This window comes from Sphingomonas sp. QA11 (genome assembly GCF_028473665.1).
Taxonomy (GTDB): Bacteria; Pseudomonadota; Alphaproteobacteria; order Sphingomonadales; family Sphingomonadaceae; genus Sphingomonas; species Sphingomonas phytovorans.
The window spans coordinates 1,026,552-1,052,277 of the sequence record NZ_CP098774.1; the positions used below are offsets into that span (position 1 = coordinate 1,026,552).

Genomic DNA, 25,726 nt, shown 5'->3' on the forward strand with positions numbered 1-25,726 from the left:
ACCGATATCTGGTGCCATCCTTTTTCCGGCGACTCGACGGCCTACGGGCAGATGGAGAGCGAGATGGCAGGCACTGATCCCCAAGGCGTGAAGCCCTATGCCGGTCCGGCCGGCGGCTGGGGAGCGTTGAAGGCCGTTGCCCGGGCCGTTCGCGACCAGATGGGTGCCAGCGCCGATACGCGCGCGCTGCTGCAGATGAACCAGCCTGACGGCTTCGATTGTCCGGGCTGCGCGTGGCCCGATCCCAAGCACACGTCATCCTTCGAGTTCTGCGAGAACGGTGCCAAGGCGGTGACCTGGGAGGCGACGGTCAAGCGCGTCGACCCGGACTTTTTCGCGAATCACAGCGTGACCGAATTGCTCGGCTGGAGCGACCATGCCCTGGAGGACGCCGGCCGGCTGACTCATCCCTTGCGCTACGATCCGGTTACCGATCATTTCGTGGCCATCGCGTGGGAAGACGCGTTCGCGCGCATCGGCCAGGCGATGCGCGCGTTCGACACGCCCGACCAGATGGAATTCTACACCTCGGGCCGCGCGTCGAACGAAGCCGCCTTCCTCTATCAGTTGCTGGCGCGCGAGTTCGGGACCAACAATTTCCCCGATTGTTCCAACATGTGCCACGAGGCGACGAGCGTCGGGCTGCCCAAGTCGATCGGGGTCGGCAAGGGGACCGTGACGCTGGAGGATTTCGACCTGGCCGATGCGCTGTTCTGCATCGGCCACAATCCCGGCACCAACCATCCGCGCATGCTCACGACGCTGCGCGATTGTGCCCGCCGCGGAGTCCCGATCGTCGTCGCCAATCCATTGAAGGAGCGCGGGCTCGAGCGTTTCGAGGCGCCGCAGGATCCCGTGGAAATGCTGACGCTCGGCGCAACCCCGCTCGCATCGACCTATCATCAGGTGAAGGTCGGCGGCGATGTGGCGATGCTCAAGGGGATGATGAAAGCATTGTTCGAGGCCGACGCGATGAACCTCGCCACAGGCGCCGACGGCCTTCTCGACCGGGCGTTCATCGCCGGGCAAACGGTCGGCTTCGACGCGCTTCACGCCGATATCGAGGCCACCGACTGGGAGATGGTCGAGCGCCGCTCGGGCCTGAGCCGTGCCGCGATCGAGGAGATGGCCCGAGTCTATTACGAGTCAGACCGCGTCATCATCTGTTACGGCATGGGGCTGACCCAGCATCGCCACGGCACTGAAAATGTCCAGCAGCTCGCCAATTTGTTGCTGTTGCGCGGGAATATCGGCAAGCCCGGCGCCGGGATCTGCCCCCTGCGCGGCCACAGCAATGTGCAGGGCGACCGCACCGTCGGCATCACCGAGATCCCGACCGAAGCGTTTCTGGCGCGGCTGGACACGGCGTTCGGGATTTCCGCGCCGCGCAAGCACGGCCATAGCGCCGTCGAGGCCGTGGCCGCGATGCGCGACGGAGCGGCAAGGGGCTTTATCGGCCTGGGCGGCAATCTGGCGGTGGCGATGAGCGATCCGGAGGCTGCTTTCCGGGCGTTCCAGGGCCTCGACCTGTCGGTTCAGATCTGCACCAAACTCAACCGCACCTGCCTGCTCGCCGCGAGGGAGAGCTTCATCCTGCCTTGCCTCGGCCGCACCGAGCAGGACGTGCAGGCAACGGGTCCGCAGGCGGTGACGGTGGAGGATTCGATGTCGATGGTCCATGCCTCCCGCGGCAGGCTGAAGCCGGCGTCGGCGGCGCTCCGGTCGGAACCGGCGATCATCGCCGGGATCGCCAGGTCGGCGATCCCGCATTCAAAAGTCGATTGGGATGGCCTCGTCGCCGACTATGACCGTATCCGCGACAAGATCGAGGAGGTCTTTCCCGACTTCTTCGATTTCAATGCGCGGATCCGCACGCCGGGCGGCTTCCGCCTGCGCGTCGGCGCCTCCAGCCGCGAATGGGACACGCCGGACGGCAAGGCCCATTTCGCGGTCTTTACCGGTACCGACGAAGACGAGGGCCGGGACGATGGCCGCCTGACCCTCACCACGATCCGCAGCCACGATCAGTATAATACCACCATCTATGGCCTGAACGACCGCTATCGCGGCATTACGGGTCGCCGTGACGTCGTCTTTGTCCATGCCGACGATCTTGCCGCGCAGGGCCTCGCCCATGGCGACAGGATCGATATCGTGGCGGGCGACCGCGTGCTCGGAGGCCAGACGGCGGTTGCTTATGGCATCGCGCGGGGATCGGTCGCAGCCTATTATCCGGAAGCGAACCGGCTGATCGCGCTCGACGACTATGACCGGAAGAGCGGTACGCCCTCCTATAAATCCATCGCCGTCACCCTGCGCGCCGCAACCTGAGTGCCGAGAAGGCGCTCCGAGAGGTTGTTCCGTTGACGAAACGATCCTGTCATTCCACGGACTTATTCGGCGCCTAACGGGCGCCCTGTGGGGCTCGCTCAGCGAAATCGATAAACGATTCGTGGGGACCGCGACGCTTGTCCGGTCCCAGGCAAGTTGCGCATATCTGGTTGTTTCAGTTATATTTTAGGGGTTCCCGTGTCCAAATCGACCGTTGCTAAATCGTCCCTTCTGTTCGGCGCCGCCATCGGCGCGCTGTTCTGCTCAGCCGGCGCCTTCGCGCAGGACGCGGCCGCGTCGTCGGCGCAGCAGGGCGAAGAAGCGCCGCTGGGCGACATCGTCGTGACGGCGGAACGGCGCCCCGAATCGCTGCAGAAGGTGCCGCTCTCGGTTGCCGTGGTCAGCGGTGACGCGCTGCGGTCGTACCAGACCGGCGGCGACGACATCCTGTCGCTGGCGGGCCGGGTGCCCGGCCTCTACGCCGAAACGACGACCGGCCGAATCTTCCCGCGTTTCTACATTCGCGGCCTGGGCAATATCGATTTCTATCTCGGTGCGTCGCAGCCGGTGTCGATCATCCAGGACGATGTCGTGCTGGAGCATGTCGTGCTGAAGTCGAACCCGGTGTTCGACGTGGCGCAGACCGAAGTGCTGCGCGGGCCGCAGGGGTCGCTGTTCGGCCGCAACACCACGGCGGGCATCATCAAGTTCGACACGATCAAGCCGACCCAGGAATTCGAGGGGCGCGGCCAGTTCTCCTATGGCAGCTACAATACGGTCACGGCTGACGCCGGCGTCGGCGGTCCGATCGTCAAGGACCTGCTCGCGTTCCGCGTGTCGGCGCTCTACCAGCACCGCGACAACTGGGTCGACAACACCTTCACCGGCACCAGCGCCGACGGGACCGTCTCGCCGAAGAAGGACGCGATGGGCGGCTTCGACGAGCGCGACATTCGCCTCCAGCTGCTGTTCACCCCGGGCGACCGCTTCTCCGTCAACGTTTCGGCGCACGCGCGCGATTATCGCGGGACCTCGACCCTGTTCCATCGCGCCGCGTTGAAGAAAGGCTCGAATGACGTCAGCGCCGAGCCGCGCGACAAGGTCGCGTTCGACGAGGCGATGAACAACCCGCAGGCCTACAAGACCTATGGCGAGTCGGTGCGGGCCGCCTATGATTTCGGCGGTGTCGTGCTGACCTCGATCAGCGCTTATGAAACAACGTCGGGCTTCAGCCGCGGTGATACGGATGGTGGCGCCGCAGTCAATTTCCGCGACACCAATTCGGGTCAGTCGCAAGGCAACGTCCGTAAACTCGACCAATTTACCCAGGAAGTCCGCCTGGCGAGCGATGGCGACAGCCGCTTCAAGTGGCAGATCGGCGGCATGTATTTCGATTCGCGCGACATCACCGAATTTTATCAGCGCACCTATTTCCTCAACACGGCGGACTATAATCCGAACAACTGGGTGCGCCTGCACGACGTGAACACGTCCTGGGCGGCGTTCGGTCAGGTCAGCTACGAGATCCTGCCGAGCCTGACGATCACTGCAGGCGGGCGCGTGACCGAGGACAAGAAGACGACGCAGTTGCTGAAGACGGCAGACAAACCGAATGGTGCGGTCACTTATGGCGGCCGTCGTTTCGTCGAGTTGAAGGATACCCAGCCAAGCTGGGATGTGAGCGCATTGTATCAGATCAACCCTGACGTCAGTGTCTATGCCCGTATCGCGCGCGGTTTCCGTGGCCCCACCATTCAAGGCCGTTCGGCGGTGTTCAATTCGGACTTCACTACGGCGAATTCGGAGACGATCCTGTCCTGGGAGGCCGGGTTCAAGAGCAACCTGTTCAACAATCGCCTTCGCCTGAACGCGACGGCGTTTACCTATACGGTCAACGACATCCAGCTGAACGGCAACGACGCCAACGGCAGCAGCGTGCTGTTCAATGCCGACAAGGCCAAGGCATATGGCCTGGAAGCTGAAGCCGACTGGCATCCGACCTCGAACCTGAGCCTCGGCCTTGGGCTCAGCCTGCTGCACAGCGAGATCAAGGACAAGCGAGTCTATGCGCAGGTCTGCGCGCTGAACAAGGTCGTCGTCTGCACCGTGCAGAACCCGACGGTCACCGCGCCGGTGTTCGGAACGCCAACGGTGTTCGCCAAGATCGACGGTCAGCCGCTGCCGAACGCGCCGGAATATACGGTGAACTTCAACGGCCGGTACGACGTGCCGCTGGGCAATGGCGGCAAGGCGTTCATTTCGACCGACTGGAATCTGCAGGGTTATACGAACTTCGTGCTCTACAAGACCAAGGAGTTCTATTCGAACGGCACCTTCGAAGGCGGCCTGAAGATCGGCTACAGCGCGCCGGGCGGCGCTTACGAGGTTGCCCTGTTCGGCCGGAACATCACCAACGAGAAGAACCTGAAAGGCGTGATCGAGAATTATATGGCGGCGGTGTTCAACGAACCGCGCGTCATCGGTATCTCGGTCAGCGGCAAGTTCCGCTAAAGGCCAACCGACATTCAGCCCATGCCGGCCTGAACTGAATGTCGACCGGCCTTTGGCCACTTGATTGCTGCCCGTCACCCTGTCGAGGGTGACGGGCAGTGGATCGGGATTTCGTCAGGCGGCCGTCATACGGGCCAGTTCGACGCCAAGCTTGTCGAGCGTCTGGCTCCAGCCGATGGGAGCGCCCTGCACCATCATCGGTGCCAGGGTCAGATCGACAAAGACATAGCTCTGCACGATATCGATCCGCGTTCCGCCGGCATCGTCCATGAAATCCACTTCGGTTCTGGCGGTAAACAGCACATTGCCGCTTCCGCCCTCTGCGCGGAGATTGAGAACCAGCCGCTCGTTCGGCCGGACCTCGGTTACGGTTCCACGATTCCAGTAATCGGTGCCGTCCGGGCCGCGCATGCAGAAATCGAAGGTGCCACCAACCCGCATCTCCACGGTCGCCTCGGGGACCGTGAAGGTCTCCGGCGAAAACCACTGTTTCACGTGTTCGGCACTGCTCCACGCCTCGAACACGAGCGCGCGGGGCGCCGGATAGATGCGCGACAGGCGCAGGGGTTCGATCGTTTCAGCCTTTTGTGTCATTCTCTTCTCCTTTGACCATGAGTGTTGCGAGATAGGTGCCGAGCCGGTCGAGGCGGTGATCCCATTCAACGCGGCGCTGCTGGATCCATTGCTCGGCGTGGCCGAGCGCTTCGGTATCGAGGCTGCAGGTGCGTACGCGGCCGATTTTCTCCGACCTGACGAGCCCGGAGCTTTCGAGCAGCGCGATGTGCTGCATCACGGCGGGCAGCGACATGGCGAGCGGACGGGCGAGCTCGCTGACCGAGGCCTCGCCGCGTGACAGCCGCTCGACGATCGACCGGCGAGTGCGGTCGGCGAGGGCAGTGAAGGCGAGATCGAGCGAATCGGGTTGGTTAAGCATATGCCTAACTATCGCGGGTTCGATAGTTAGGCAATAGCTTTAGTGTTTATTCATATGAGGGAGATCAGGCTTTCCAGTCGCCCGATTTGCCGCCCGTTTTTGCCAGCAGGCAAACACCGCCGATCGTCATGGTTTTGTCGATCGCCTTGGCCATGTCGTAGATGGTGAGCAATGTGACCGAGACGGCGGTGAGGGCTTCCATCTCGACGCCGGTCTTGCCTTCCGTCGCGGCGGTCGCGGTGGCGGTGACGCCGGTATCGTCCACGGTGAGGTCGACGGCGACCCGGGTGAGGGGCAAAGGGTGGCAGAGCGGGATCAATTCGCTGGTGCGCTTGGCAGCCATGATGCCGGCGACGCGGGCGACGGCGAGGACGTCGCCCTTCAGCGCGGTGCCGCCACGGATCGCACGGGCGGCTTCGGGGGACATGTCGATGCGTCCGGTGGCGACTGCCTCGCGGGCGGTGACCGGCTTGCCGGAGACATCGACCATGTGCGCGGCGCCGGTGTCGTCGAGGTGCGTGAGGTTGGTCATCATCCACCGTTCGTTTCGAGCACGGTCGAGAAACCGCCGACTGCGCTTTGGGCCTGTTTCTCGACTACGCTCGAAACGAACGGAAGGAAATTATCCCACCAGCGCCCGCGTTGCAGCTTCCACGTCGTGCTGGCGCATCAGCGCTTCCCCAATCAGGAAGCAGTGCACGCCGTGTTCGGCCATCTGGTCCAGGTCGGCGCGGATGGTGAGGCCGCTTTCGGCGACGAAGGTGCAGTCGGCCGGCGCCTTGCCGACCAGGCGATAGCTGTTCTCGAAGTCGATCGTGAAATCGCGCAGGTTGCGGTTATTGACGCCGATCAGCCGGGACTTGAGCTTCAGCGCGCGCTCCAGTTCCTTCGCGTCATGCACTTCGACCAGCACGTCCATGCCACAGTCGATCGCGCTCGCCTCGATCTCGGCGAGCAGGCCGTCGTCGAGCGCGGCCATGATCAGCAGGATCGCGTCGGCCCCGATCGCCCGCGATTCGGGGACCTGCCAGGGATCGACCATGAAATCCTTGCGCAGGACCGGCAGGCTGCAGGCATTGCGGGCTTCGGTAAGATAGGAATCGGCGCCCTGGAACCACGGCTCGTCCGTCAGCACCGAGAGGCACGCCGCGCCGCCGGCCTGATAGGCGCGGGCATGGGCAGGGGGATCGAAATCGGCGCGGATCAGGCCCTTTGACGGGCTTGCCTTCTTGATCTCGGCGATCAGCGCGTGGCCGGTCTTCGCCTTTGCGTCGAGCGCCGCGCGGAAACCGCGTGGCCTGGTCTGGCGCTCGATGGAGGCATCGAGTTCCGACAGCGGCATGGTGGCCTTGCGAGCGGCCACCTCAGCGCGCTTGGTTTCGAGGATTCGTTCGAGAATGTCAGTCATGAATAGGCGATCCAGCGATCGAGCAGGGCCCGGGCCGCGCCGGAATCGATCGCTTCGGCGGCGATGTCGACCCCCTCGGGAAGGCCGGCGGCCTTGCCAGCGACCATCAGCGCGGCGGCAGAATTGAGAAGGACGGCATCGCGATACCCGCCATGCTCGCCGGCGAGCAGGCGGCGCAGCGCCGCGGCGTTATAATCGGGGTCGCCGCCGCGGATGGCGGCGATGCCGTGGCGGGGCAGGTTGGCGTCTTCCGGCGCGATACGGGTCGGCATCGACAGGCTGCCGACGCTGACCGTGATCGTCGGACCCGCGCCCGATACTTCGTCGAGCCCCTCCTCGCCCGAGACGACCAGCGCTGCTTCGGTACCAAGCTGCTCGAGCGCCTGGGCATAGGGAGCGGCATAGTCCGGGCGGGCGATGCCGATGAGCTGGCGAGTCACGCGGGCCGGATTGGCGAGGGGCCCCATCAGGTTGAAGATGGTACGACGACCGATGTGACGGCGGATCGGGGTGATTCGCTTCATCACCGGGTGGTGGTTGGCGGCGAACAGGAAGGCGATGCCGATATCGCGCAAGCTCGCCTCGGCATTGCGGCCGGCGCGTTCCATGTCGAGGCCCAGCGCCTCGAGCGTGTCGGCTGCGCCTGCCTTGCTCGAGGCGGCGCGGTTGCCGTGCTTGGCGACCGGCACGCCACAGGCCGCGACGATGATCGAGACGGCGGTGGAGACGTTGAGCGTGTGATGGCCGTCGCCGCCGGTGCCGCAGACATCGATCGCGCCCTCGGGGGCTTCGATCGGGATCAGGCGGGCACGGAGCGCTTTGGCGGCCTCGGCGATCTCTATGCTGGTCTCGCCCCGGTCGCTGAGCGCGATGAGGAATTCGGCGACCGCCTCTTCGGAGGTCGTCGCGTCGAGAATGTCGGCGAAGGCTTGCGCCGCGCTTTCGCTTGAAAGCGGGGTGGAGGGATCGGGGAGGGAGGCGAAGCTTGTCATTTTATAGCCCCTTGCCGCTTGCGGGAGGGGCAAGAAAAAGTGCGGTCTTCACGCCAGGGCCTTCACATCGATGCCGGCGAGCCGAACGAAATTGGCCAGCAGGGCGTGGCCATGTTCGGTCGCGATGCTTTCCGGGTGGAACTGAACGCCGTGGATCGGCAGGGTCGCGTGGCGGAAGCCCATCACCGAGCCATCGTCGGCGGTCGCGTTGACGATCAGGCCGGCGGGAATATCCTCGACGATGAGCGAGTGATAGCGCGTTGCAGTGAAGGGCGAGGGCAGGCCTTCGAACAGGCCGGTGCCGTCATGCGAGACGGGGGAGGTCTTGCCGTGCATCAGCCCGCCGCGCACGACATGGCCGCCGAAATGCTGGCCGATCGCCTGATGGCCCAGGCACACGCCGAGCAGCGGTTTCTCCGCATCGGCACAGGCAGCGACGAGATCGAGGCTGATACCCGCCTCGTTCGGGGTGCAGGGTCCCGGCGAGATCAGGAAACCCTGTGCGTTGGAGTCGATCGCCTCGCGCGCGGTGAGGGAATCGTTGCGGACGACCTTCACCTCCGCGCCCAGCTCCATCAGATAATGGACCAGGTTCCAGGTGAAGCTGTCATAATTGTCGATGACGAGGATCATGCGCGCCGCCATAACCGATGCGCACGCTTGCGCAACCACGCCACGATCACGACATGGTTTGGGCAGGCTCCCGCTTCATTCAGGGTGGAGCAATCGTTAGACGCGGACGTTGATGCCGCCCAGGAGGTCGCTCTTATGTTTCGTACCATCGCAGCCATCGCCCTGTTGTCGCTTTCCGGCGTGGCGGCCGCGCAGGACCAGCAGGCGGAAAGTGGCAAGCCGCCGGAGCGAATCCGCAATGTGACGCTGACCGGCACCCAGAAATGTCCACCCGCGGTGAACGGCGAGGTGGTGGTGTGCAGCAAGCTCGAGGATCCCTACCGGATTCCGAAGGCGCTGCGCGAGACCAAGAAGAGCGCGGCGACCAATAGCTGGGTGAACCGGGCGGCGACGCTCGATGAGATCGGGCGCGAGGCGGGCGGGCTGCCCGATACCTGCTCCCCGGTCGGTTCGGGTGGCCAGACCGGCTGCGCGCTGAAGATGAACCAGCAGTTCGCGGCGGAGCGCGCCGAGAAGAAGCGCGAGCAGAGCGCGATTCCCTGATTTCTTCCCCACTCCGGCGGGGAAAGGCGGCGGGACGTTACTGCCCGAATCCGCTTTCGGAGGCCTGCGCCACTGCTTCGCGCGCGGCGGCGAGCAGGGCGCCGGCCTTCGCCTCGCACTCGCGCTGTTCATAGGCCGGGTCGCTGTCGGCGACGATGCCTGCTCCGGCCTGGACGTGCATGACGCCGTCCTTCACGACCGCGGTGCGCAGGACGATGCAGGAGTCCATCGATCCGTCGGGCGAGAAATAGCCGACGCCGCCGGCATAGGCGCCGCGCACTTCCTGCTCCAGCTCGGCGATGACGCCGCAGGCGCGGACCTTGGGCGCACCGCTGACCGTCCCGGCGGGGAAACCCGCAAAGAGCGCGTCGAGCGCGTCATGGTTCTTGTCCAGCCGCCCGACCACGTTCGAGACGATGTGCATGACATGGCTGTAGAGTTCGGTGGTGTAGCTGGCCGTCACCTTGACCGTGCCGGCCTCGGCGACCCGGGCGACATCGTTGCGGCCGAGATCGAGCAGCATCAGATGCTCGGCGCGCTCCTTAGGGTCCGTGAGCAGGCTCTGCCGGTTCGCCTCGTCCTCGGCCGCGGTCTTGCCGCGCGGGCGGGTGCCGGCGATCGGGCGGATGGTGATCTCCCCGTCGCGCACGCGGACGAGGATCTCCGGGCTCGACCCGGTCAGCGCGAATCCCGGCAGATCGAGATGATAGAGGAAGGGTGACGGATTGATCCGGCGCAGCGCCCGGTAAAGCTCGAACGCGGGCAGGGCGAAGGGCGCGGTGAAGCGCTGGGCGAGCACGACCTGGAAGATGTCGCCCGCGACGATATAATCCTTGGCGCGGGCGACCATCTCGCCATAGCGCCCTTCGGGCAGGACGGGCGTCAGGCTGATATCGGCCAGGTCGGTCGCGCGCACCGGCGCGGGGAGTGGCGCGGTCGCGAGGCGCGCGGCGACGGCGTCGATCCGGTCCTGCGCCTCGGCGACGATCGCGGCGGACTGGCGGGTGGCATCGGGCCAGACGGGCGCGACCAGGAAGAGGGCGTCGGCCAGCCGGTCGAAGATCAGCACGACCGTTGGCCGCACGAACATCATGTCGGGCAGGCCGAGCGGATCGTTTGACGGGCGATCGAGTTTTTCGACCAGGCCGACCGTCTCATACCCGAAATACCCGACCAGGCAGGCAAGCGCGGGCGGCAGCTCCGACGGCACCTCCATGCGGCAGGAGGCGACGAGCGCGCGCAACGCGTCAAGCGTCGGCGCCTCGCAGGGTTCGAATGCCACCTTGTCGGTAAGCCAGTGGCGGTTGACCTCGGCGCGAGGGCCGGCCGCGCGGAACACCAGATCGGGGGCGAGGCCGATCAGGCTGTGTCGCCCGCGAGTCGCGCCGCCCTCGACCGATTCGAGCAGGAAATCGCCGCGTCCCGGCTCGATCAGCTTGAGCGCCGCCGCCACCGGTGTCTCGGTGTCGGCAATCTGACGACGCCAGACCAGGGCCGGCCGCCCCGCATCGAGGGCGGAGACGGCGGCGTCGGTCATCCCGGGAACGGCAGGATTAATTGGAACCGCCCTGGCCGGTGAGCGCGGCGCGGACCTCGCCGATCGCCTTCTCGTTCTTCTTCACGCCGACCGAGCGACGCACCGCCTCGGTGAACTGCTGGACATATTCGCGGCCGACCACCTGGCCGATCCGCGCGCGGGCGCGGTCGATCACCAGTTTCTGGCCAGCGGCATTGCCGCGCTCGATATGGTTCAGATAGACGATGAACCAGCCGGCCTTGTTCGGCGCCTCGATCATTCGCGCCTTCTTCTCGGTCATGCTGAACATCAGCGTGATGGCGGGCGGCACCTGGCCGCGCGCATTCTCGATCTGCTCGCGTGCAACGGGCGGGACCGGCTGGGGACCGGGGATGCCGAGCTTGGTCTCCGTCATCGACTGGGCGAGCGGCATGCCCTTGTTGACGCGCGCGACGACGTCGACCGCCGCCTGGCGTGCCAGGCGCTGGGCCCGGTCGGTCACGAAATCGCTCGCGACCTTTTCACGGATCGTGGCAAGCGGACGGGGTGCGGCGGGGATGATGCGGGCCAGCGAGACCAACGAGAAGCTGCCATCCTGCCCGATCGGCACGAGCTGGGGGTCGTCGCCCTGCTCGGCGGCGAAGGCGGCGACCACTGCCTGGGCGAAGGCAGGGTCGGGCTTCGATGCGGGATCGTCCGGGTTGATCCCGCCGGCGGTGAGCGGCGGGGTATTGGCGGCCGTCAGCTTCCGGTCGGCGACGATCTCGTCGAAAGTCGCGTTGCTGCCGATCGAATTGTCGATCGCGTCGCGCGTCGCCTGCATCGCGGCCACCGCCTTTTCGGCGCTGAGCTGAGTCACCAACTCGGGACGGGCCTGTTCGAGCGACTTGGCCGCGATATTCTCGATGCCGTCGACCCGGAGTACGGTATAGCCAAGCGCGGTACGGAACGGGCCAAGCACCGTGCCCTTCGCCGCGCTGAACGCGGCATTGGCGATCTCAGGCGAATTCGCGGTGGTATAGGCCGGTTTCTCCACGCCCTTCAGGGTGTTGGGCTCGAGCCCGGCGGCACGGGCTGCTTCTGCCAGCGTGCCGGCCTTGGCCTTGGCGACGAGCGCGTTCGCCGCCGTCTGGTCGGGGACGACGACCTGGACGATGTCGCGCTTTTCGGTCGCCTGGAATTTCGCCTTCTGGAGCTGATAGCCCTTGGCGATTTCCGCCTCGGTCGGAACGGTGGTTGCCTTGACGCCTTCCAGGGTGACGGTCGCGTAGCGGATGACGCGGCGTTCGGGCACGGTGTAGCGGGCCAGGTTGCGCTTGTAGAAGGCAGCGAGTTCGGCGTCGCTCGGCGGGGTGCCCTTGCCCATGGCGGGCGTCGGAATGAAGCCGACCTGTCCGTCGCGCTTTTCGAGCAGCAACGAGGCATAGGGCAGCGCGACCTTGACCGGTACCTGCGCCGCGCCCGAGGTCGGCACGATCAATTGCTGGGTCAGCGTATCGTTCAGGATCTCGGAGCGGAGCTGCTTGTCGGAAAGGCGGATGCGGGCGAGAAACTGTTCATAGGAACTCTGGCTGAACTTGCCGTCGATGCCCTGCACCGCGGGGAGGCTGGCGATACGGCCGTCGATCAGCCGCTTCGACGCGACGAGGCCCTGTTGCTGCGCGAACTCGGTCAGCGCCAGCGCGTTGATGGTTCCTTCGAGCGTGCTGTCGACGCCGCCCTGATTGACGAACTGGACGATATCGAGCGTCGGCTGTTCGCGGCGCAAGCCCTCAAGCTGGTTCTGCACACGCTGGCGCAGGTCGATCTCGCTGATCTTCGTCTTGCCGATGCTGGCGACCGAGGTGCCGGAAAGCTTCGCGCTGCCACCCAGGCCGGTGATGTCGCCCATGCCGAACATGAGGGCGATCACGGCGAGCACGCCGAGGGTGACGACGACGCCCACCTTCGAGTTTACGGCGCGGCGGATGAGACTGAGCATGGTCGAGACGAGCCGATCTGATGGAGGCTGAAAAGGGACGAACTGCGACGCTTTAAGGGGACCGACCCGCTCCTTCAAGCTTGTGCGATCGTGAAGGCCCGTTAATCGGCTGATCGCAGAACAGGGAGATGGCGCTTTGGCACGACGCAAGCTGATTGCAGGGAATTGGAAGATGAACGGCAGCCTGGCTGCCTTGGCCGAGCTTGACGGGATCGCCGCGGCGGCCAGGGCAGCGCCGGGTGTCGATGTCGCGATCGCGGTGCCGGCGACGTTGATCGCGCCCGCTGTCGCGCGCGTGTCGGGGATCGCGCCCGCCGCCGCACGGGAGCCGGGCCTGGCGATCGGGGCGGAGGACGTTCATCCGGCGGAGAAAGGCGCGCATACCGGCTGCATTTCGGTCGGCATGGTGAAGGAAGCGGGCGCCGTCTTCTCGATCGTTGGCCATAGCGAGCGGCGCGCCGATTGCCACGAGACCGACCAGCAGGTGAAGGCCAAGGCCGAGGCGCTGCGCCGGGGCGGGCTGGGGGCGATCCTGTGCGTGGGCGAAACGCTTGACGAGCGCGATGCCGGGCGTGCCGAGGCGGTGGTGACCGGTCAGCTCGCCGCGTCCCTGCCGGAGGATGCGGCGGCGGACTGGCTGTCGATCGCCTATGAACCGGTCTGGGCGATCGGCACCGGGCGCACGCCGACCGTCGCCGATGTGGCGGCGATGCACGGTGCCATCCGCGCACGGCTGCGCGCGTTGATCGGACAGGAAGCCGACGCGGTGCGGATCCTCTATGGCGGATCGGTGACCGGGGACAATGCGGCAGAGCTGCTGGGCGCCGGCGACGTCGACGGGGCGCTGGTGGGCGGGGCGAGCCTGACGGCGGCGAAGTTCGTGCCGATCGTGGAGGCCGGCGCGGCGCTGGCCTGACTGGCTGGCCGCAACGCAGATTTCCCCGAGAAGCGCGCCGACCGCCTGCGGCCAACCTCATATTATTGCTGCATCACCTCCAGGCCGGCAAAATAATAGCCGGAATGACATGATTTTGTGTCGAAACGGCAACATTGCCGCAACAATCCGCGCTGCGTCGCGGCAGAACCAATCCGGTCCCATTGCCACCACCGGCCCCTTGGCACAGCCTCGTGCATGGCAATGGGGAGACACGAAATGACACTCAAGACGATGTTGCGGTGTGGCGTGGTGATGGCCGTACTGGTTCCTTTTCCCTCGGGTGCGCTGGCGCAGTCGGTGACGAGCGGCGCGCCCGCCACGCAGCAGGCCGAAGCGGATGGCGGCGACATCATCGTGACGGGATCGCGCATCCGCCGCGATCCGCTTGAGCAGGACTCGCCGGTCATCACCGTCGATCAGACCTCGCTGGCGCGCACCGGCCTGTCATCCGTCGCCGATGTGCTGCAACGCCTGCCGAGCGCGAGCGGCGGCCTGAACAGCAAGGTCAACAACAGCGGCAATATCGGCAATCCGCCCGATGGCGGCGGCGTTGGCGCCGGGTCGGCGGAAATCGACCTGCGGTATCTCACCGCCAAGCGCACGCTCGTGCTTGTCGACGGCCTTCGCTACGTCAACGGCGCCTCGGCCAGCGGCATTCCCTCGACGGTCGACCTCAACACCATTGCGGTGAGCTCGATCGACCGGATCGAGGTGCTCCAGTCAGGCCAGTCGCCGCTCTACGGATCGGATGCGCTGGCGGGCGTGGTCAACATCATCACGAAATCGCAGCAACAGGGTCTGCAGGCATCAGCACAGTTCGGCACGTTCCGGCAGGGCGACGGCCATACCCAGGACTATAATATCAGCTACGGCATCAACGGGCCGACCACCCATGTCGTGTTTGGCGGCAGCTATGTGAAGCAGGAAGCGGTCAGCACGCGGGATCGCAGCATCTCGCAATTCCCGAACCCGGGCCAGACGAGCTGCACCGACCCGATCGGCGGGTGCAGCAGCGCGACGCTCAACGGCTTCATCCAGCTTGTCGGCGGCGGTCCCGTCTACACCCCGAAGAATCCGCCGATCACCGGTCGCCCGCGCTTCGACCCGCTGAACCCGACCGGGCCGAACAGCGATTTCCGGCTGCTGACCACCGCCGACCGCTTCAACTTCTCTCCCTATAATTATTTCCTGACACCATCGGAACGGTACGGCTTCTTCGTCAGCGCGAAACAGGAACTGACCGACAGCATCAACCTTCGCGTCAAGATGAACTATATGAAGCGCAATTCGCAGAACCAGGCTGCGTTCCTGCCGCTGTTCGTCGGCCCCGACGCGGGGAACGGCAACCTGCTCGATACGATCTCGATCGACGCGACCAACCCGTACAACCCGTTCGGCTATACCTTGTCCGCCGGCGGCGCCGGCAATCCGCCCGCCAATTATTCAACGGTGCGCAGGCGCCTGATCGAGGCCGGGCAGCGCACCTATACTCAGCATGTCGAGACAATGACCGTCACCGGCACGCTCGACGGGTCCTTCAACGTGGGTAGCCACAAATTCTACTGGGACGTGAACGCCGTGTTCGGCTTCAACGATGCCAAGCAGACCTTCACCGGCAACATCAACGCGGCGAAGCTGGCACAGGCGCTTGGGCCGGTGGCGAACTGCACCGGCGCGTGCGTGCCGTTCAACATCTTCGGCGGCGCCGGATCGGTCACCCCGGCGATGCTGGCGTTCGTCGGCTTCACCGAGCTTGATCGCAGCTCGCAGAGCGTCAACGATTACACCGCGAACCTGAGCGGCGAACTGTTCGACCTGCCGGCCGGGCCGGTCGGTATCGCGGTCGGCTATGAGCATCGGTACCAGGTGGGCGATTTCACGCCGGACCCCATCATCACCGCCGGGCTCGGCGCGGACATCCCGGCACAGCCGGCACATGGCAGCTATAATTCGGACGAATTCTATGCCGAGCTGCGCGTGCCGATCCTGAAGGACGTGCCGTTCTTCCAGTCGCTCGAATTTGATGGCGCGGTGCGCCATTCGAACTTCGCGCCCGGCGGCAGCAACACCACCTATACCGCGAGCGGGCTGTGGAAGCCGGTGAAGGACCTGCTGCTGCGGGGATCCTATGCGCAGGGTTTCCGGGCGCCGAGCATCGGCGAACTGTTCGGTGCCGAATCCCGCTCCGACGCGCCGATCGACGACCCGTGCACCAACGTGCCGGGATCGCCTTATCAGTCATCGGCCACGGTGCGGGCCAATTGTACCGCGAACGGCGTGCCGGCGAACGGCAGTTACCAGGAGCCGACCGGCGGGCAGTTGGGCGTGCTGACCGGCGGCAACCAGGCGTTGAGGCCGGAAACGTCGCGGACCTGGTTGTTCGGCGGCGTCTATTCGCCGGCCTGGGCGCGTAATAGCGGCTTTGCCAGCAGCCTGAGCGTCGAGGTGAATTATTACGACATCAAGGTCGAGAACGCGATCGCGCCGGTCGACGCGCAACTGACGCTCAGCCGCTGCGCCCTGAGCGCCGACGCGCTGAGTTGCGCCGCGATCAAGCGCACGCCGAGTGGCCTGATCTCGCGGATCAACGCCCAGTTGCAGAATATCGGCGGTATCCGCACCCGCGGCATCGACGTGACCGCCAATTACCGTACGCCGCAGACCGGCGCGGGCAGCTTCGGCCTGTCGCTCAACGGCAATTTCCTGCTCAAATATACCGAGACCTTCCCGGCCGCGGTCGGCTTCACCACGACGGATTATCGCGGCAAGACCCGGGGCTTCCCTGACCAGTCCTATCCCGAATTCAAGGGCAATGGCGTGGTCGACTGGCAGTTCGGTGCTTTTGGCGCGTCCTTCACCGGCCGCTACATCAAGAGCGTCGTCGAAGCGGACGGCAGCCGGCTCGGCAGCCGGCTCTATGGCGATGTCCAGGTCAGCTACACCCCGTCCTTCATGAAGGACCGGGTCACCCTGACGCTCGGCGTCAACAATGTCTTCAACCAGGACCCGCCGGGTTGCACGAGCTGCACCGGGCCAAACTACGATCCGACGACCTATGACGTGCCGGGCCAGTTCGGGTACGCCCGGCTGTCCTACAAGATGTAGGGCTTAATGAAGAAGCGGGCCGGCGCCGACCAGCGCCGGCCCTTTCGGCCTTTCTGCGCGCCGGGATAGGGCGTATCGTCGCTCTCTGAGGGGGGCGGTACGGAAAGGCATGAAATGACCCGCGTCGTCCCGACAGCCCTGGCGTTACTGGTTCTCGCTGCCCCCGCCGCGGCGCAATCGCCCGAGCGGATCGAGATCGACCTGTCGAACTTCAAGTTCACGCCGTCGACCATCACGCTGCGGCATGGCCAACCTTATGTCCTGCACTTCGTCAACACGGCAAAGGGCGGTCATGATTTCTCGGCCAAGGCGTTCTTCGATGCCGCATCGATGGAAGCGCGGGATCGCGCCGTCGTCGCCGGGGGCGAGATCGAACTGCGTGGTGGCCAGACGGCCGACCTGCGCCTGACCGCACCGGCGCCCGGAACCTATGACGTGCATTGCTCGCACTTCATGCATTCGACCTTCGGGATGACCGGAAAGATCGTGGTCGAATAAGCGCGGGTAGCCCGTCAACGGCAATTTCGGCGCGCTGACGAGATGGCGCTTTTGGCAATTCCGTCGCCGTAGTGACCGTTCCGACGCCCAAGAGCCCGCCGCGCCGCATCCAAAGGCATGGCGGCCAGGGCTGGTCGAGAACAACCCCAAAATTCGCCTCCCGTTCGCGGTGATCGTCCACGCAGCCATCGGTGCGACGTCGGTCCCGACGGTGTCAGCTACCCGGCGCATCATCGCTATTAAATGATAATGCTAGTGACTCGCATTAGTCTTCGGCTATCGGGGCGCGGCGAATCATAAAAGGGATCTTGCCATGCGTTTCTTCAGCCTCCTGCTTGCCGGCTGCACATTGACCGGCGGTGCGGCCCCCGCGCTGGCAAATGAAGAGACGAGCGGTGCGACGTCGGAGGACGAGGCGGGCCAGCGCGAAGGCGACGTCGTCGTTTTCGGCAAGAGCTATGGCCGGGAAGTCGGCAAGACGGTGACTCCGCTCAAGGATGTGCCGAACACCGTTACGGTGATCGAGCGGGACCAGATCGAGGCGCAGAACCTCTTTACCCTCGAAGACGCGCTTACCGTGACGAACGGCATTACCGTGAATGGCGTGGGCAGCGAGGATCCCTCCTTCCTCTCGCGCGGCTTCGCGATCAGCAATTATTTGGTCGATGGCGTGCCGACGATGGCGTTCGGCTTTCCCGCCGTTGTGCCGGACCTGTTCTTCTACGATCGGCTGGAGGTGCTGCGTGGCCCGGCCGGCCTGTTCAGCGGATCGGGCAACCCGGCCGGCAGCATCAACCTGGTCCGCAAAAGGCCGCTCGACGCGGTGCGCGTGCAGGCGTCGGCAGGCGGCGGCAGCTACAGCAATGTCCGGCTTGAACTGGATGCATCGACGCCGCTCGGCGACCGGGCCGGCCTGCGCGTCGGCGCGATGTTTCAGGACCAGGATCAGTTCTTCAAGGTCGCACACCGCAATCGAGTCGGCGCCTTCGCGGTCGGGTCGATCGAGATCGGCGACCGCACGACGGTGACTGTCGGCGGCAATTACGACCGGTTCAAGCCGGCGATCCAGTCGGGGCTGCCGGGCCTGATCGGCGGTGCCGATGGCAGCGACGGGCAGTTGCTGAAGATCGACCGGTCGACCTATCTCGGTGCCGACTGGAACCGCTTCCGTTCGGAAAGCTGGCAGGGCTTCGTCGAAGTGGTCCACCGGGTGAGCGACCGCTGGACGCTGCGCGCGACCGGCCTTGCCACCGGCGTCGATCGAATCGACATCTACAGCTATATCGGCAACCAGCCGGTCACCCCGGCCAATGGCGGCACGACCAGCCACATCGCCTATCGCGGCGACAGCTTCCAGACCACGCGGTCATTCGATGTCAACGGTATCGGCAGCTTCCCGCTGTTCGGCCGTGACCAGACGCTGATCCTGGGTGCCGACTATCAGGCGCAGTCCTATGATTCCTATTATACGCGACTGTCGAACTACGCGACGATCAACGTGTTCAACCCGGTCTCGCCGGCCGAGCCGGCGCTGAACCCCTATGACCCGTCGCCCGCCTATCCCGGCCCCGCCGGGCCCGTGACGCAGAATTACGGCGGCACGCGGACCCAGATCGAGCAATATGGCCTTTACGGCCAGGTCCGCCTCAGCCCCCTTGCCGGGCTGACGCTGGTGGGCGGCGGACGGCTGACCTGGTGGGACAGCCACGGCAGGACATTGGTGTCGATGCAGGCCACGCTGCCGCCCCCGACAAGCTATGGTGTCGACAATCGTTTCACGCCTTATGCCGGGCTGGTGTGGGACGTCACGTCCAAGTGGAACGTCTATGGCAGCTATGCCGACAGCTTCACGCCGCAGGCCGCCCCGGCGGGGCGCCGTCGGCCCGACGGCCAGCAGATCGACCCGCTGATCGGCAACCAGTTCGAAGCGGGCACCAAGCTGTCGCTGATGAAGGACAGGCTGCTCCTGTCGCTCGCCGCCTATCAGATCACCCAGACCAACCGCCTGTTCAACGACCCCAATCTGGCTGACATCGTCCTCCAGATCGGAAAAGTGCGCGCACGCGGGATCGAGGCGGAGGCGAGCGGGGAGATCCTGCCCGGCTGGCGGATCAATGGCGGCTACAGCTTCACGCGCACCAAATATCTCAAGGACGCGAACCCGGTGTTCGAGGGCCTGTCGCTGCTGCCCGTCATCCCCGCGCACATGGCGAAGCTGTTCACCAACTATGCTCCCAAGGACGGGCCTCTGGCAGGGGCGAGCATTGGGGGCGGGGTGACCTGGTTCAGTTCGACCTTCAGTGGCAATCCGGCGGTGTTCAGGGCAGACGGCTCGGTGCTCACCCGATCGTCGATCGTCAGGCAGGGCAGCTATGCCGTGCTCGACCTGCGCGCCGGGTACAAGCTGACCGAGCAGCTTGCCGTTTCGGTCAACGTCAACAATGTGCTCGACCGCAACTATTACGCGCGAATCTCGTCGACCGGGCGCGGCAATTATTACGGCAGCCCGCGCACCGTGTTCGCCACCGCGCGATACACGTTCCAGTGAGCGGCGCCGGTCGTATCGAGCGTGGGGGCGGGTGGCGGCGGCGCGGTGACGTGCTGTTGCGCGTCATCGCGGCCATTCCCCTCGGTTATGCGGTAGGGAGCCTGTGGGCGATGGCGCTCGCGCGGTTGTTGCCCGGCGATCGATCCGAAGCCACGATCATCGCGACGCTTGTCGCGTTCGCGCTGTGCGCCTTCGCCGCGATCTGGGCATTCGCCGCGCGCAGCGGCTGGCGGGCGGTCTGGACGCTGGCCGTCATAGGGGCGGTCGCGGGGGCGATCACATGGGTCTCGATCGACCTGACGGGGCGGCTATGAGCAAGGGGTTCCGTCAATCGCAGGCGTTCCTCCACACCTGGTCCGGGATGCTGCTCGGCTGGGTGTTGTTCCTGGTGTTCGTCGCCGGCACGATCGCCTTCTGGCGCGAGGGGATGAACCGCTGGATGCGCCCGGAACTGGCGCGGGTCGAACAGCCGATGCGGGTCCTTGCCGGTGCGCAGCGTTTCCTCGAACGCAAGGCGCCCGATGCGGAAAGCTGGTTCATCACCGTGGCGAACGAGCGTTCGCCGGGTGCCGACCTGTTCTGGCAGCCCCAGCAGAAGAAGGGTGAAGGCCAGCGTCGCCGCGGGCGGCGGAACAACCAGGCGCTGATCGGCGCTGACGGGCAGCCGGCTGTCGCCCGCGAGACGCGCGGTGGCGAGTTCTTCTATCGTTTCCATTTCGACCTTCACTACATGCCAGTGATCTGGGCACGCTGGCTGGTCGGTTTCGCGACGATGATGATGCTGGTGGCGATCCTGAGCGGGATCGTGACTCACAAGAAGATCTTCCGCGACTTCTTCACGCTTCGGCGCGCCAAGGGGCAGCGATCATGGCTTGACGGTCATAATGCGTCGGCGGTGCTCGCGTTGCCGTTCCACCTGATGATCACCTATACCGGCCTAGTCACGCTGATGGCGATGCTGATGCCCTGGGCGGTCGTCGCCAATTACAGCGACCAGGCGAAGATGTTCGAGGCCCTTTTCCCGGAGGCCGGGGCCGTCGAGCGAACCGGCCGGCGCGTGCCGCTCGCCGATCTCACCATGATCGCGAAAGATGCGGAGCGCCGGTTTGGCGGTCCGGCGGGTTTCATCGAGGTGAACATGCCGGGCGACGCCGCGGCACGGGTCACGGTGAGCCGGAGCCCGGCGTCGATGCTGTCGTCACGCACACCGCGCCTGACCTATGAAGGTACCAGCGGCAGGCTCATCTGGCGGGCGCCGCAGCCCGGCGGGGCGGCCGTGACCGCTGGCGCCATGATCGGTCTCCACACCGGGCGATATGCCGATACCGGCCTTCGCTTCATCTACTTCCTGTGCGGTATTGCCGGGGCGGTGATGGTCGCGAGCGGCCTCGTCCTGTGGACCGTCAAGCGTCGGGAGAAGCTGGCCGATCCGCAGCGGCCGCATCTCGGCTTTCGGATCGTCGAGCGGCTGAATGTCGCGGTGATCGGTGGATTCCCGCTCGGAATCGCCTGCATGTTCTGGGCGAACCGGCTGCTGCCTGTCGGGCTTGCCGGGCGCGCTGAATGGGAAGTCAATGCGCTGTTCATTGTCTGGGCGGGCGCCTCGGTGCTGGCGGTCCTGCGGCGACCGCCGACGAGTTGGGTCCTGCTGTTCGGCACGACGGGCGTGCTGCTCGGCATGCTGCCGGTCTATAATATCCTCGCCACCGGACGCGGGCTGCCGGCCTCGATCATGTCGGGCGATATGATGCTAGCCGGAATCGATGCGATGCTGCTCGTCTTCGCTGGCGGATTCATCGCGATCGCGCGGCGTGTCGCCCGCTACCGTCCCGCGGTGCGCCGGCCAAGGGCGGGCGCTGCCCGTCCGGTGGAATCACATCCGTCGCATCCAGTGCTGGAGCCCGCCGAATGAGTGTCCTTGCCGCCCTGTGCACGATCCTTGCCTTTACGTTGTTCGGCCTGGTCACTGATGAGCATCATCGCCGTTTCATCGGCACGCGCCCTTCGCCGCGGGCGAAGCGACGCCTCCGTGCAGGTGCGTGGATCGCCCTCGCCGCCGGCTTTCCACCGGCGATCGCGGCGAGCGGCTGGGTGTTCGGTCCGATCCTGTGGATCGGGCTGACGATGCTCGGCGCGGGCATCGTTTTCCTGACGATGAACCTGATGCCGAAGTCCCGGGGCGATACCGGGCCTCGCGCGCGGTGATGGCCCGTCATTCGATCACAAGGAGGATGAAGATGAGAAAGACAATATTATTCGCCCTGATGCTGGGTTTTTCGGGCGTGGCGCAGGCGCATGAAGTGTGGATCGAACGCGACGGAAACGGTCCGGCGCGGATTTACCTTGGCGAGCCGGCCGAGATGCTTCCACCAGGCGGCGATCCGGAATTCGCCAAGCTCAAGGCGCCGCGCCTGCTGTCGGGCGCGGATGTCAGGCCTGTCCGCAAGGAGGGCTTTATCGAGGTGGCAGTGCCGGCTGGCGATGTGCGGGCGTGGGACGACGATGTCTTCGATCCGTGGGGACCTGACGACAAGAAAGAGGGGGTCGTCTACTATGCGCGCGCCGGGCGCAGCGAGGCGATCGCGAAAATGCCGCTGGAGATCATTCCCGTGACGCCCGGCGGGACCCGCTTCGCGCTCGTCCGCGACGGCAAGCCGCTCGCCGGCGTTGCGATCACGATCGTCAGCCCGGACAAATGGTCCAAGGGCGTGACGACCGACGCTAACGGACAAGCCGTCGTCCCGATGCGCGAACGGGGGCGCTATCTGTTGGCCGCGTCCATCAAGGATGCAGGGCCGGCGACCATCGCCGGCGGGACGGTTTCGACAGTGCACCGAATCGCGACGACGACGTTCGTCGCACCCTGAGCAGGGGACTCGGACGAGGCGGGTTGAGCCTCGCCGTCTCCGCCTCCCCGACGCCTGCCGGGGAAGGCGGAGAAGATGCTCTAGCTATAGCGCGCCTTCAGCATTGCCCAGGCGGCGCGCAGGCCGAGCGCGTCGCCGCCCTTGGGACGGCCCGGCTTGCTGGCGGGGCGCCAGGCAAAGGTGTCGAGATGAGCCCAGGGTGTGCCTTCCGGCACGAAACGCCGGAGGAACAAGGCAGCCGTCACGGCACCGGCAAAGCCGCTGTCGGCCGCGTTGATCATGTCGGCAATGTCCGACTTCAGCATCTCGTCATAACCGTCCCACAGGGGCATGCGCCAAAGCGGGTCGTCCACCTCGCCCGCGGCGGCGAACAGCGCCCCGGCCAGCGGCTCGTCATTCACGAAGGTGGCGGGCAGATCCGGGCCGACCGCGACCCGGGCCGCGCCGGTGAGCGTCGCGAAATCGACGATCAGCGTCGGCTTCTCCTCGCCCGCACGGGTGAGCGCGTCCCCCAGGATCAGGCGTCCTTCGGCGTCGGTATTGGTGTTCTCGACCGTCAGGCCCTTGCGAGTCCTGAGCACGTCGCCGGGCCTGAAGGCGTTGCCCGCGACGGCATTCTCGACCGCGGGGATCAGCAGATGGAGCCGCACCTTGAGCCGCGCCGCCATAACCAGCCCGGCCAGCGCCAGCGCGTGCGCGGCCCCGCCCATGTCCTTCTTCATCAGCCGCATGCCGGCGCTGGGCTTGATGTCGAGCCCGCCGGAATCGAAGCACACGCCCTTGCCGACCAGCGCAATGCGGGGGTTCTTCGGATCGCCCCATTCGAGCTCGATCAGGCGCGGCTCGCGGCCCTTGGCGGCGGCCTGGCCGACCGCATGGACCATCGGATAGCCCTTTACCAGCGCCTCGCCCCGCGTGACGTTGAGCGTGGCACCATGCGCCTCGGCGAGCGCGGAGACTTCCGCCTCCAGTTCGGCGGGGCCGAAATCCGATGCGCCGGTATTGACCAGATCGCGTACCTTCGTGGTGGCGGCGGCGATCCGGACCGTCTCTTCGATCAGTGCCGGCTGCCCCGACAGCAGCACACGCGGGCCGTCGCCCTCGGGCTTGCGATAGCGGTCGAAGCGATACTGGCCGAGCATCCAGCCGAGCATCGACGCCCCGGCCTCGCGCGAGGGGCGATAGCTGCCTTCGGGAAGGGTTTCCGCCAGCCGGGCAAGATCCCAGGCGCCGAGGTCGCTTTTCTCGACGATCAGCACGACCGACCAGTCATCGGTGTCGCCGGGCAGGATTGCGCTGCCACCTGCCTTGCCGGTGAGCTTCTGCGCTGAAACCGCCGCGCGGATGCGCTGGGGCTGGGCGTTGAGCCACGCCTCGAAGCCGGCGGTCTCGACGATGTCGATCGAACGGGCAGGCTGGCCGCGATCGGGCTGGAGCAGGGTGGCGCTCATCAGCGTTTCGCCGGCGCGACGAGGAATTGTTCGATCTTGCCGCTTCGGTCGGCATAGGTGCTGATCGCCAGCACCCTGGTGCCATAGGTGACCCGGAAGCTGCGGCCGATGAAACCGCCGCGCAGCCGGGCGGTACCGGTCTGGGCGAACGTCACCGGATCGCCGAGCGGTGCCAGGCTGGTCCTGAAATCAGTGAGGGTGACCGGCGTGAAATAATAATTGGCGTTCTCGGTCAGCAGGGAGCGATCAAGCGTGCCGGTGCGAAGCTGGCCGAACACCAGCCGTGCCCTGGCGAGTGCCGGGCTGTCGGCAAGGTCGGCAGGCGGTGGCGCGGGCAGCAGGGTGCGCGCCAGGCCCTGGCCGATCGTGACGAAGGCATCGCTCGACCAGCTGTTGGTGAGCACGACGATCGCGGCGCGCTCGTCCGGGAAGACGATATTGTAGGAAAGGAAACCGACCGCCTCGCCGGTATGCTCGATATAACGGCGGCCATTGGCGGCGCCGATCGAGACGCCCAGGCCATAGCCGGTCGAGGTGCCGTCGGCGAGCTTCACCGGGGTCTCCTGCAGCATCCAGTCCTCCGGATTGAGAATCTTGCGATTGAGCCGGGCGACATCCCATTTGGCAAGGTCGCGCGCGCTCATCGCCAGTTCGCCAGCGGCGAACAGCCAGCCACGCGCGGCCGGGGTGGCGACGCGCAGCGGGCCCATCGCGGCGCGGCCATAGCCCTGGGGGAAGCCCTTGCCGACCGCGAGATCCTGATCATAGGCGGTGATGCCGAGCGGGGCGAAAACCCGCAGCTTGAGGAAGTCGAGCAGCGGGATGCCGGCGACCTTCTCGACGATCATGCCGGCGACCACATAGCCCGTGTTCGAATATTGCCACTGGGTGCCGGGCGTGAAATCGAGCGGCTTCTTCGCCCAGCGATCGACGATACCCTGGGGCGTGACGGGGGTGGCCATCGCCTTGAAGCTGTAATCCTGCGGCCAGTAATCCTGCAGGCCCGACGTGTGGCTGAGCAATTGCCTGATGCTGATCTTGTCGCCGTCGGTGATGTCGGGAATGTATCTGGCGACCTTGTCGTCGAGGCTGAGCTTGCCGTCCTCGGCGAGCAGCAGGATCGCGGCAGCGGTGAACTGTTTCGAGACGGAGGCGATCTGGTAGGGCGCTTCCTCGCGCGCGACCGGCATGTGCTCGGCCTGCTTGCCATAGGCCCTGGCGAAGACGATCTCGCCGCCGCGCACCACAGCGATGGAGGCGGAAGGCACGTCGGTGGCGGCCAGTGTCTCGGTGACGATCCGGTCGACCTGAGTGTGTTCCTCCGCCGTGAGCGCCTGGGATAAGGCCGGTGTTGCAGCGAACAGCGCAACTATCGTCAACGTCGAACGGATCAGCATCGTGAGTTGGTCACCATCAAGAGGCGGGCAAGGGGCGGGGCTGCTGTCTTTTCATCTTCGACGGCCAAAGGAAA

The 25,726-nt window shown here is 65.7% G+C and carries 21 protein-coding genes; 11 read left to right on the forward strand and 10 right to left on the reverse strand.

Annotated features, from left to right (window positions below):
• Window positions 1–63 precede the first annotated feature (63 nt).
• On the forward strand, window positions 64–2,331 hold the full coding sequence (locus tag NDN01_RS04850) for an FdhF/YdeP family oxidoreductase (protein WP_272626237.1): 2,268 nt from the start codon (window positions 64–66) through the stop codon (window positions 2,329–2,331).
• Window positions 2,332–2,529: 198 nt separating this feature from the next.
• Window positions 2,530–4,842, forward strand: a complete 2,313-nt coding sequence (locus tag NDN01_RS04855) for a TonB-dependent receptor (protein ID WP_272626238.1) — start codon at window positions 2,530–2,532, stop codon at window positions 4,840–4,842.
• Window positions 4,843–4,956: 114 nt separating this feature from the next.
• Here the strand turns inward: NDN01_RS04855 and NDN01_RS04860 are convergent, their stop codons facing one another.
• The 6 genes from NDN01_RS04860 to NDN01_RS04885 form a co-directional block, all read right to left on the reverse strand.
• Window positions 4,957–5,436 carry an SRPBCC family protein gene (locus tag NDN01_RS04860; RefSeq protein WP_272626239.1) on the reverse strand — a complete coding sequence of 160 codons (480 nt, stop codon included), beginning with the start codon at window positions 5,434–5,436 and terminating at the stop codon, window positions 4,957–4,959.
• A complete protein-coding gene (locus NDN01_RS04865; protein WP_272626240.1) occupies window positions 5,420–5,776 on the reverse strand; it encodes an ArsR/SmtB family transcription factor in 357 nt (118 codons plus the stop codon). The genes NDN01_RS04860 and NDN01_RS04865 overlap by 17 nt, the downstream gene beginning before the upstream one ends.
• Window positions 5,777–5,840: 64 nt before the next feature.
• Window positions 5,841–6,308: a cyclic pyranopterin monophosphate synthase MoaC gene (gene moaC / locus NDN01_RS04870; RefSeq protein WP_272628031.1), complete on the reverse strand. Its 468-nt coding sequence runs from the start codon at window positions 6,306–6,308 to the stop codon at window positions 5,841–5,843.
• 90 nt (window positions 6,309–6,398) lie between these two features.
• Complete coding sequence (gene trpC / locus NDN01_RS04875) at window positions 6,399–7,184, reverse strand: indole-3-glycerol phosphate synthase TrpC (RefSeq protein WP_272626241.1); 786 nt, start codon at window positions 7,182–7,184, stop codon at window positions 6,399–6,401.
• Window positions 7,181–8,176, reverse strand: a complete 996-nt coding sequence (gene trpD, locus NDN01_RS04880) for an anthranilate phosphoribosyltransferase (RefSeq protein WP_272626242.1) — start codon at window positions 8,174–8,176, stop codon at window positions 7,181–7,183. Before trpD ends, trpC begins: the two co-directional genes overlap by 4 nt.
• Window positions 8,177–8,224: 48 nt before the next feature.
• Entirely contained in the window at window positions 8,225–8,809 is a 585-nt protein-coding gene (locus NDN01_RS04885) for an anthranilate synthase component II (protein ID WP_272626243.1), read from the reverse strand.
• A gap of 135 nt (window positions 8,810–8,944) precedes the next feature.
• Between NDN01_RS04885 and NDN01_RS04890 the strand changes: the two genes are divergently transcribed.
• Window positions 8,945–9,352, forward strand: coding sequence for a hypothetical protein (locus NDN01_RS04890; protein WP_272626244.1), 408 nt, complete (start codon window positions 8,945–8,947; stop codon window positions 9,350–9,352).
• Window positions 9,353–9,389: 37 nt separating this feature from the next.
• On the opposite strand, the gene trpE is transcribed toward NDN01_RS04890, so the two are convergent.
• Window positions 9,390–10,889 carry an anthranilate synthase component I gene (gene trpE / locus NDN01_RS04895; RefSeq protein WP_272626245.1) on the reverse strand — a complete coding sequence of 500 codons (1,500 nt, stop codon included), beginning with the start codon at window positions 10,887–10,889 and terminating at the stop codon, window positions 9,390–9,392.
• A 16-nt stretch (window positions 10,890–10,905) separates the two neighbouring features.
• Window positions 10,906–12,849: a peptidylprolyl isomerase gene (locus NDN01_RS04900; protein ID WP_272626246.1), complete on the reverse strand. Its 1,944-nt coding sequence runs from the start codon at window positions 12,847–12,849 to the stop codon at window positions 10,906–10,908.
• 136 nt (window positions 12,850–12,985) lie between these two features.
• Here NDN01_RS04900 and tpiA point away from each other — a divergent pair, with 136 nt between their 5' ends.
• The 8 genes from tpiA (at window position 12,986) to NDN01_RS04940 (ending at window position 22,804) form a co-directional block, all read left to right on the forward strand.
• Window positions 12,986–13,765: a triose-phosphate isomerase gene (gene tpiA / locus NDN01_RS04905; protein WP_272626247.1), complete on the forward strand. Its 780-nt coding sequence runs from the start codon at window positions 12,986–12,988 to the stop codon at window positions 13,763–13,765.
• Between the two features lie 237 nt (window positions 13,766–14,002).
• Window positions 14,003–16,891 (forward strand): TonB-dependent receptor domain-containing protein, encoded by a 2,889-nt coding sequence (locus NDN01_RS04910; protein ID WP_272626248.1) that lies wholly within the window; start codon window positions 14,003–14,005, stop codon window positions 16,889–16,891.
• Window positions 16,892–17,005: 114 nt separating this feature from the next.
• On the forward strand, window positions 17,006–17,389 hold the full coding sequence (locus NDN01_RS04915; RefSeq protein WP_272626249.1) for a cupredoxin domain-containing protein: 384 nt from the start codon (window positions 17,006–17,008) through the stop codon (window positions 17,387–17,389).
• A 313-nt stretch (window positions 17,390–17,702) separates the two neighbouring features.
• Window positions 17,703–19,937 (forward strand): TonB-dependent siderophore receptor, encoded by a 2,235-nt coding sequence (locus NDN01_RS04920; RefSeq protein WP_272626250.1) that lies wholly within the window; start codon window positions 17,703–17,705, stop codon window positions 19,935–19,937.
• Window positions 19,934–20,251, forward strand: a complete 318-nt coding sequence (locus tag NDN01_RS04925; RefSeq protein WP_272626251.1) for a hypothetical protein — start codon at window positions 19,934–19,936, stop codon at window positions 20,249–20,251. Before NDN01_RS04920 ends, NDN01_RS04925 begins: the two co-directional genes overlap by 4 nt.
• Complete coding sequence (locus tag NDN01_RS04930) at window positions 20,248–21,849, forward strand: PepSY-associated TM helix domain-containing protein (protein WP_272626252.1); 1,602 nt, start codon at window positions 20,248–20,250, stop codon at window positions 21,847–21,849. The genes NDN01_RS04925 and NDN01_RS04930 overlap by 4 nt, the downstream gene beginning before the upstream one ends.
• The gene (locus NDN01_RS04935) at window positions 21,846–22,142 is read left to right on the forward strand and encodes a DUF3325 domain-containing protein (RefSeq protein ID WP_272626253.1); all 297 of its coding nucleotides are present in this window, start codon (window positions 21,846–21,848) and stop codon (window positions 22,140–22,142) included. Before NDN01_RS04930 ends, NDN01_RS04935 begins: the two co-directional genes overlap by 4 nt.
• Window positions 22,143–22,174: 32 nt before the next feature.
• Window positions 22,175–22,804, forward strand: coding sequence for a DUF4198 domain-containing protein (locus NDN01_RS04940; protein ID WP_272626254.1), 630 nt, complete (start codon window positions 22,175–22,177; stop codon window positions 22,802–22,804).
• 80 nt (window positions 22,805–22,884) lie between these two features.
• Here the strand turns inward: NDN01_RS04940 and NDN01_RS04945 are convergent, their stop codons facing one another.
• Together NDN01_RS04945 and NDN01_RS04950 are read right to left on the reverse strand one after the other, a co-directional pair.
• The gene (locus NDN01_RS04945) at window positions 22,885–24,255 is read right to left on the reverse strand and encodes a leucyl aminopeptidase family protein (RefSeq protein ID WP_272626255.1); all 1,371 of its coding nucleotides are present in this window, start codon (window positions 24,253–24,255) and stop codon (window positions 22,885–22,887) included.
• Window positions 24,255–25,652, reverse strand: a complete 1,398-nt coding sequence (locus NDN01_RS04950) for a serine hydrolase domain-containing protein (protein WP_272626256.1) — start codon at window positions 25,650–25,652, stop codon at window positions 24,255–24,257. The genes NDN01_RS04945 and NDN01_RS04950 overlap by 1 nt, the downstream gene beginning before the upstream one ends.
• Window positions 25,653–25,726 lie beyond the last annotated feature (74 nt).

Coding starts and splice junctions, on each gene's coding strand:
- NDN01_RS04850 (WP_272626237.1), top strand. CDS start 64: ATGGCAGGCACTGATCCCCAAGGCGTGAAGCCCTATGCCGGTCCGGCC.
- NDN01_RS04860 (WP_272626239.1), bottom strand. CDS start 5,436: ATGACACAAAAGGCTGAAACGATCGAACCCCTGCGCCTGTCGCGCATC.
- NDN01_RS04865 (WP_272626240.1), bottom strand. CDS start 5,776: ATGCTTAACCAACCCGATTCGCTCGATCTCGCCTTCACTGCCCTCGCC.
- moaC (WP_272628031.1), bottom strand. CDS start 6,308: ATGACCAACCTCACGCACCTCGACGACACCGGCGCCGCGCACATGGTC.
- trpC (WP_272626241.1), bottom strand. CDS start 7,184: ATGACTGACATTCTCGAACGAATCCTCGAAACCAAGCGCGCTGAGGTG.
- trpD (WP_272626242.1), bottom strand. CDS start 8,176: ATGACAAGCTTCGCCTCCCTCCCCGATCCCTCCACCCCGCTTTCAAGC.
- NDN01_RS04885 (WP_272626243.1), bottom strand. CDS start 8,809: ATGATCCTCGTCATCGACAATTATGACAGCTTCACCTGGAACCTGGTC.
- NDN01_RS04890 (WP_272626244.1), top strand. CDS start 8,945: ATGTTTCGTACCATCGCAGCCATCGCCCTGTTGTCGCTTTCCGGCGTG.
- trpE (WP_272626245.1), bottom strand. CDS start 10,889: ATGACCGACGCCGCCGTCTCCGCCCTCGATGCGGGGCGGCCGGCCCTG.
- NDN01_RS04900 (WP_272626246.1), bottom strand. CDS start 12,849: ATGCTCAGTCTCATCCGCCGCGCCGTAAACTCGAAGGTGGGCGTCGTC.
- NDN01_RS04910 (WP_272626248.1), top strand. CDS start 14,003: ATGACACTCAAGACGATGTTGCGGTGTGGCGTGGTGATGGCCGTACTG.
- NDN01_RS04915 (WP_272626249.1), top strand. CDS start 17,006: ATGACCCGCGTCGTCCCGACAGCCCTGGCGTTACTGGTTCTCGCTGCC.
- NDN01_RS04920 (WP_272626250.1), top strand. CDS start 17,703: ATGCGTTTCTTCAGCCTCCTGCTTGCCGGCTGCACATTGACCGGCGGT.
- NDN01_RS04930 (WP_272626252.1), top strand. CDS start 20,248: ATGAGCAAGGGGTTCCGTCAATCGCAGGCGTTCCTCCACACCTGGTCC.
- NDN01_RS04935 (WP_272626253.1), top strand. CDS start 21,846: ATGAGTGTCCTTGCCGCCCTGTGCACGATCCTTGCCTTTACGTTGTTC.
- NDN01_RS04940 (WP_272626254.1), top strand. CDS start 22,175: ATGAGAAAGACAATATTATTCGCCCTGATGCTGGGTTTTTCGGGCGTG.
- NDN01_RS04945 (WP_272626255.1), bottom strand. CDS start 24,255: ATGAGCGCCACCCTGCTCCAGCCCGATCGCGGCCAGCCTGCCCGTTCG.
- NDN01_RS04950 (WP_272626256.1), bottom strand. CDS start 25,652: ATGCTGATCCGTTCGACGTTGACGATAGTTGCGCTGTTCGCTGCAACA.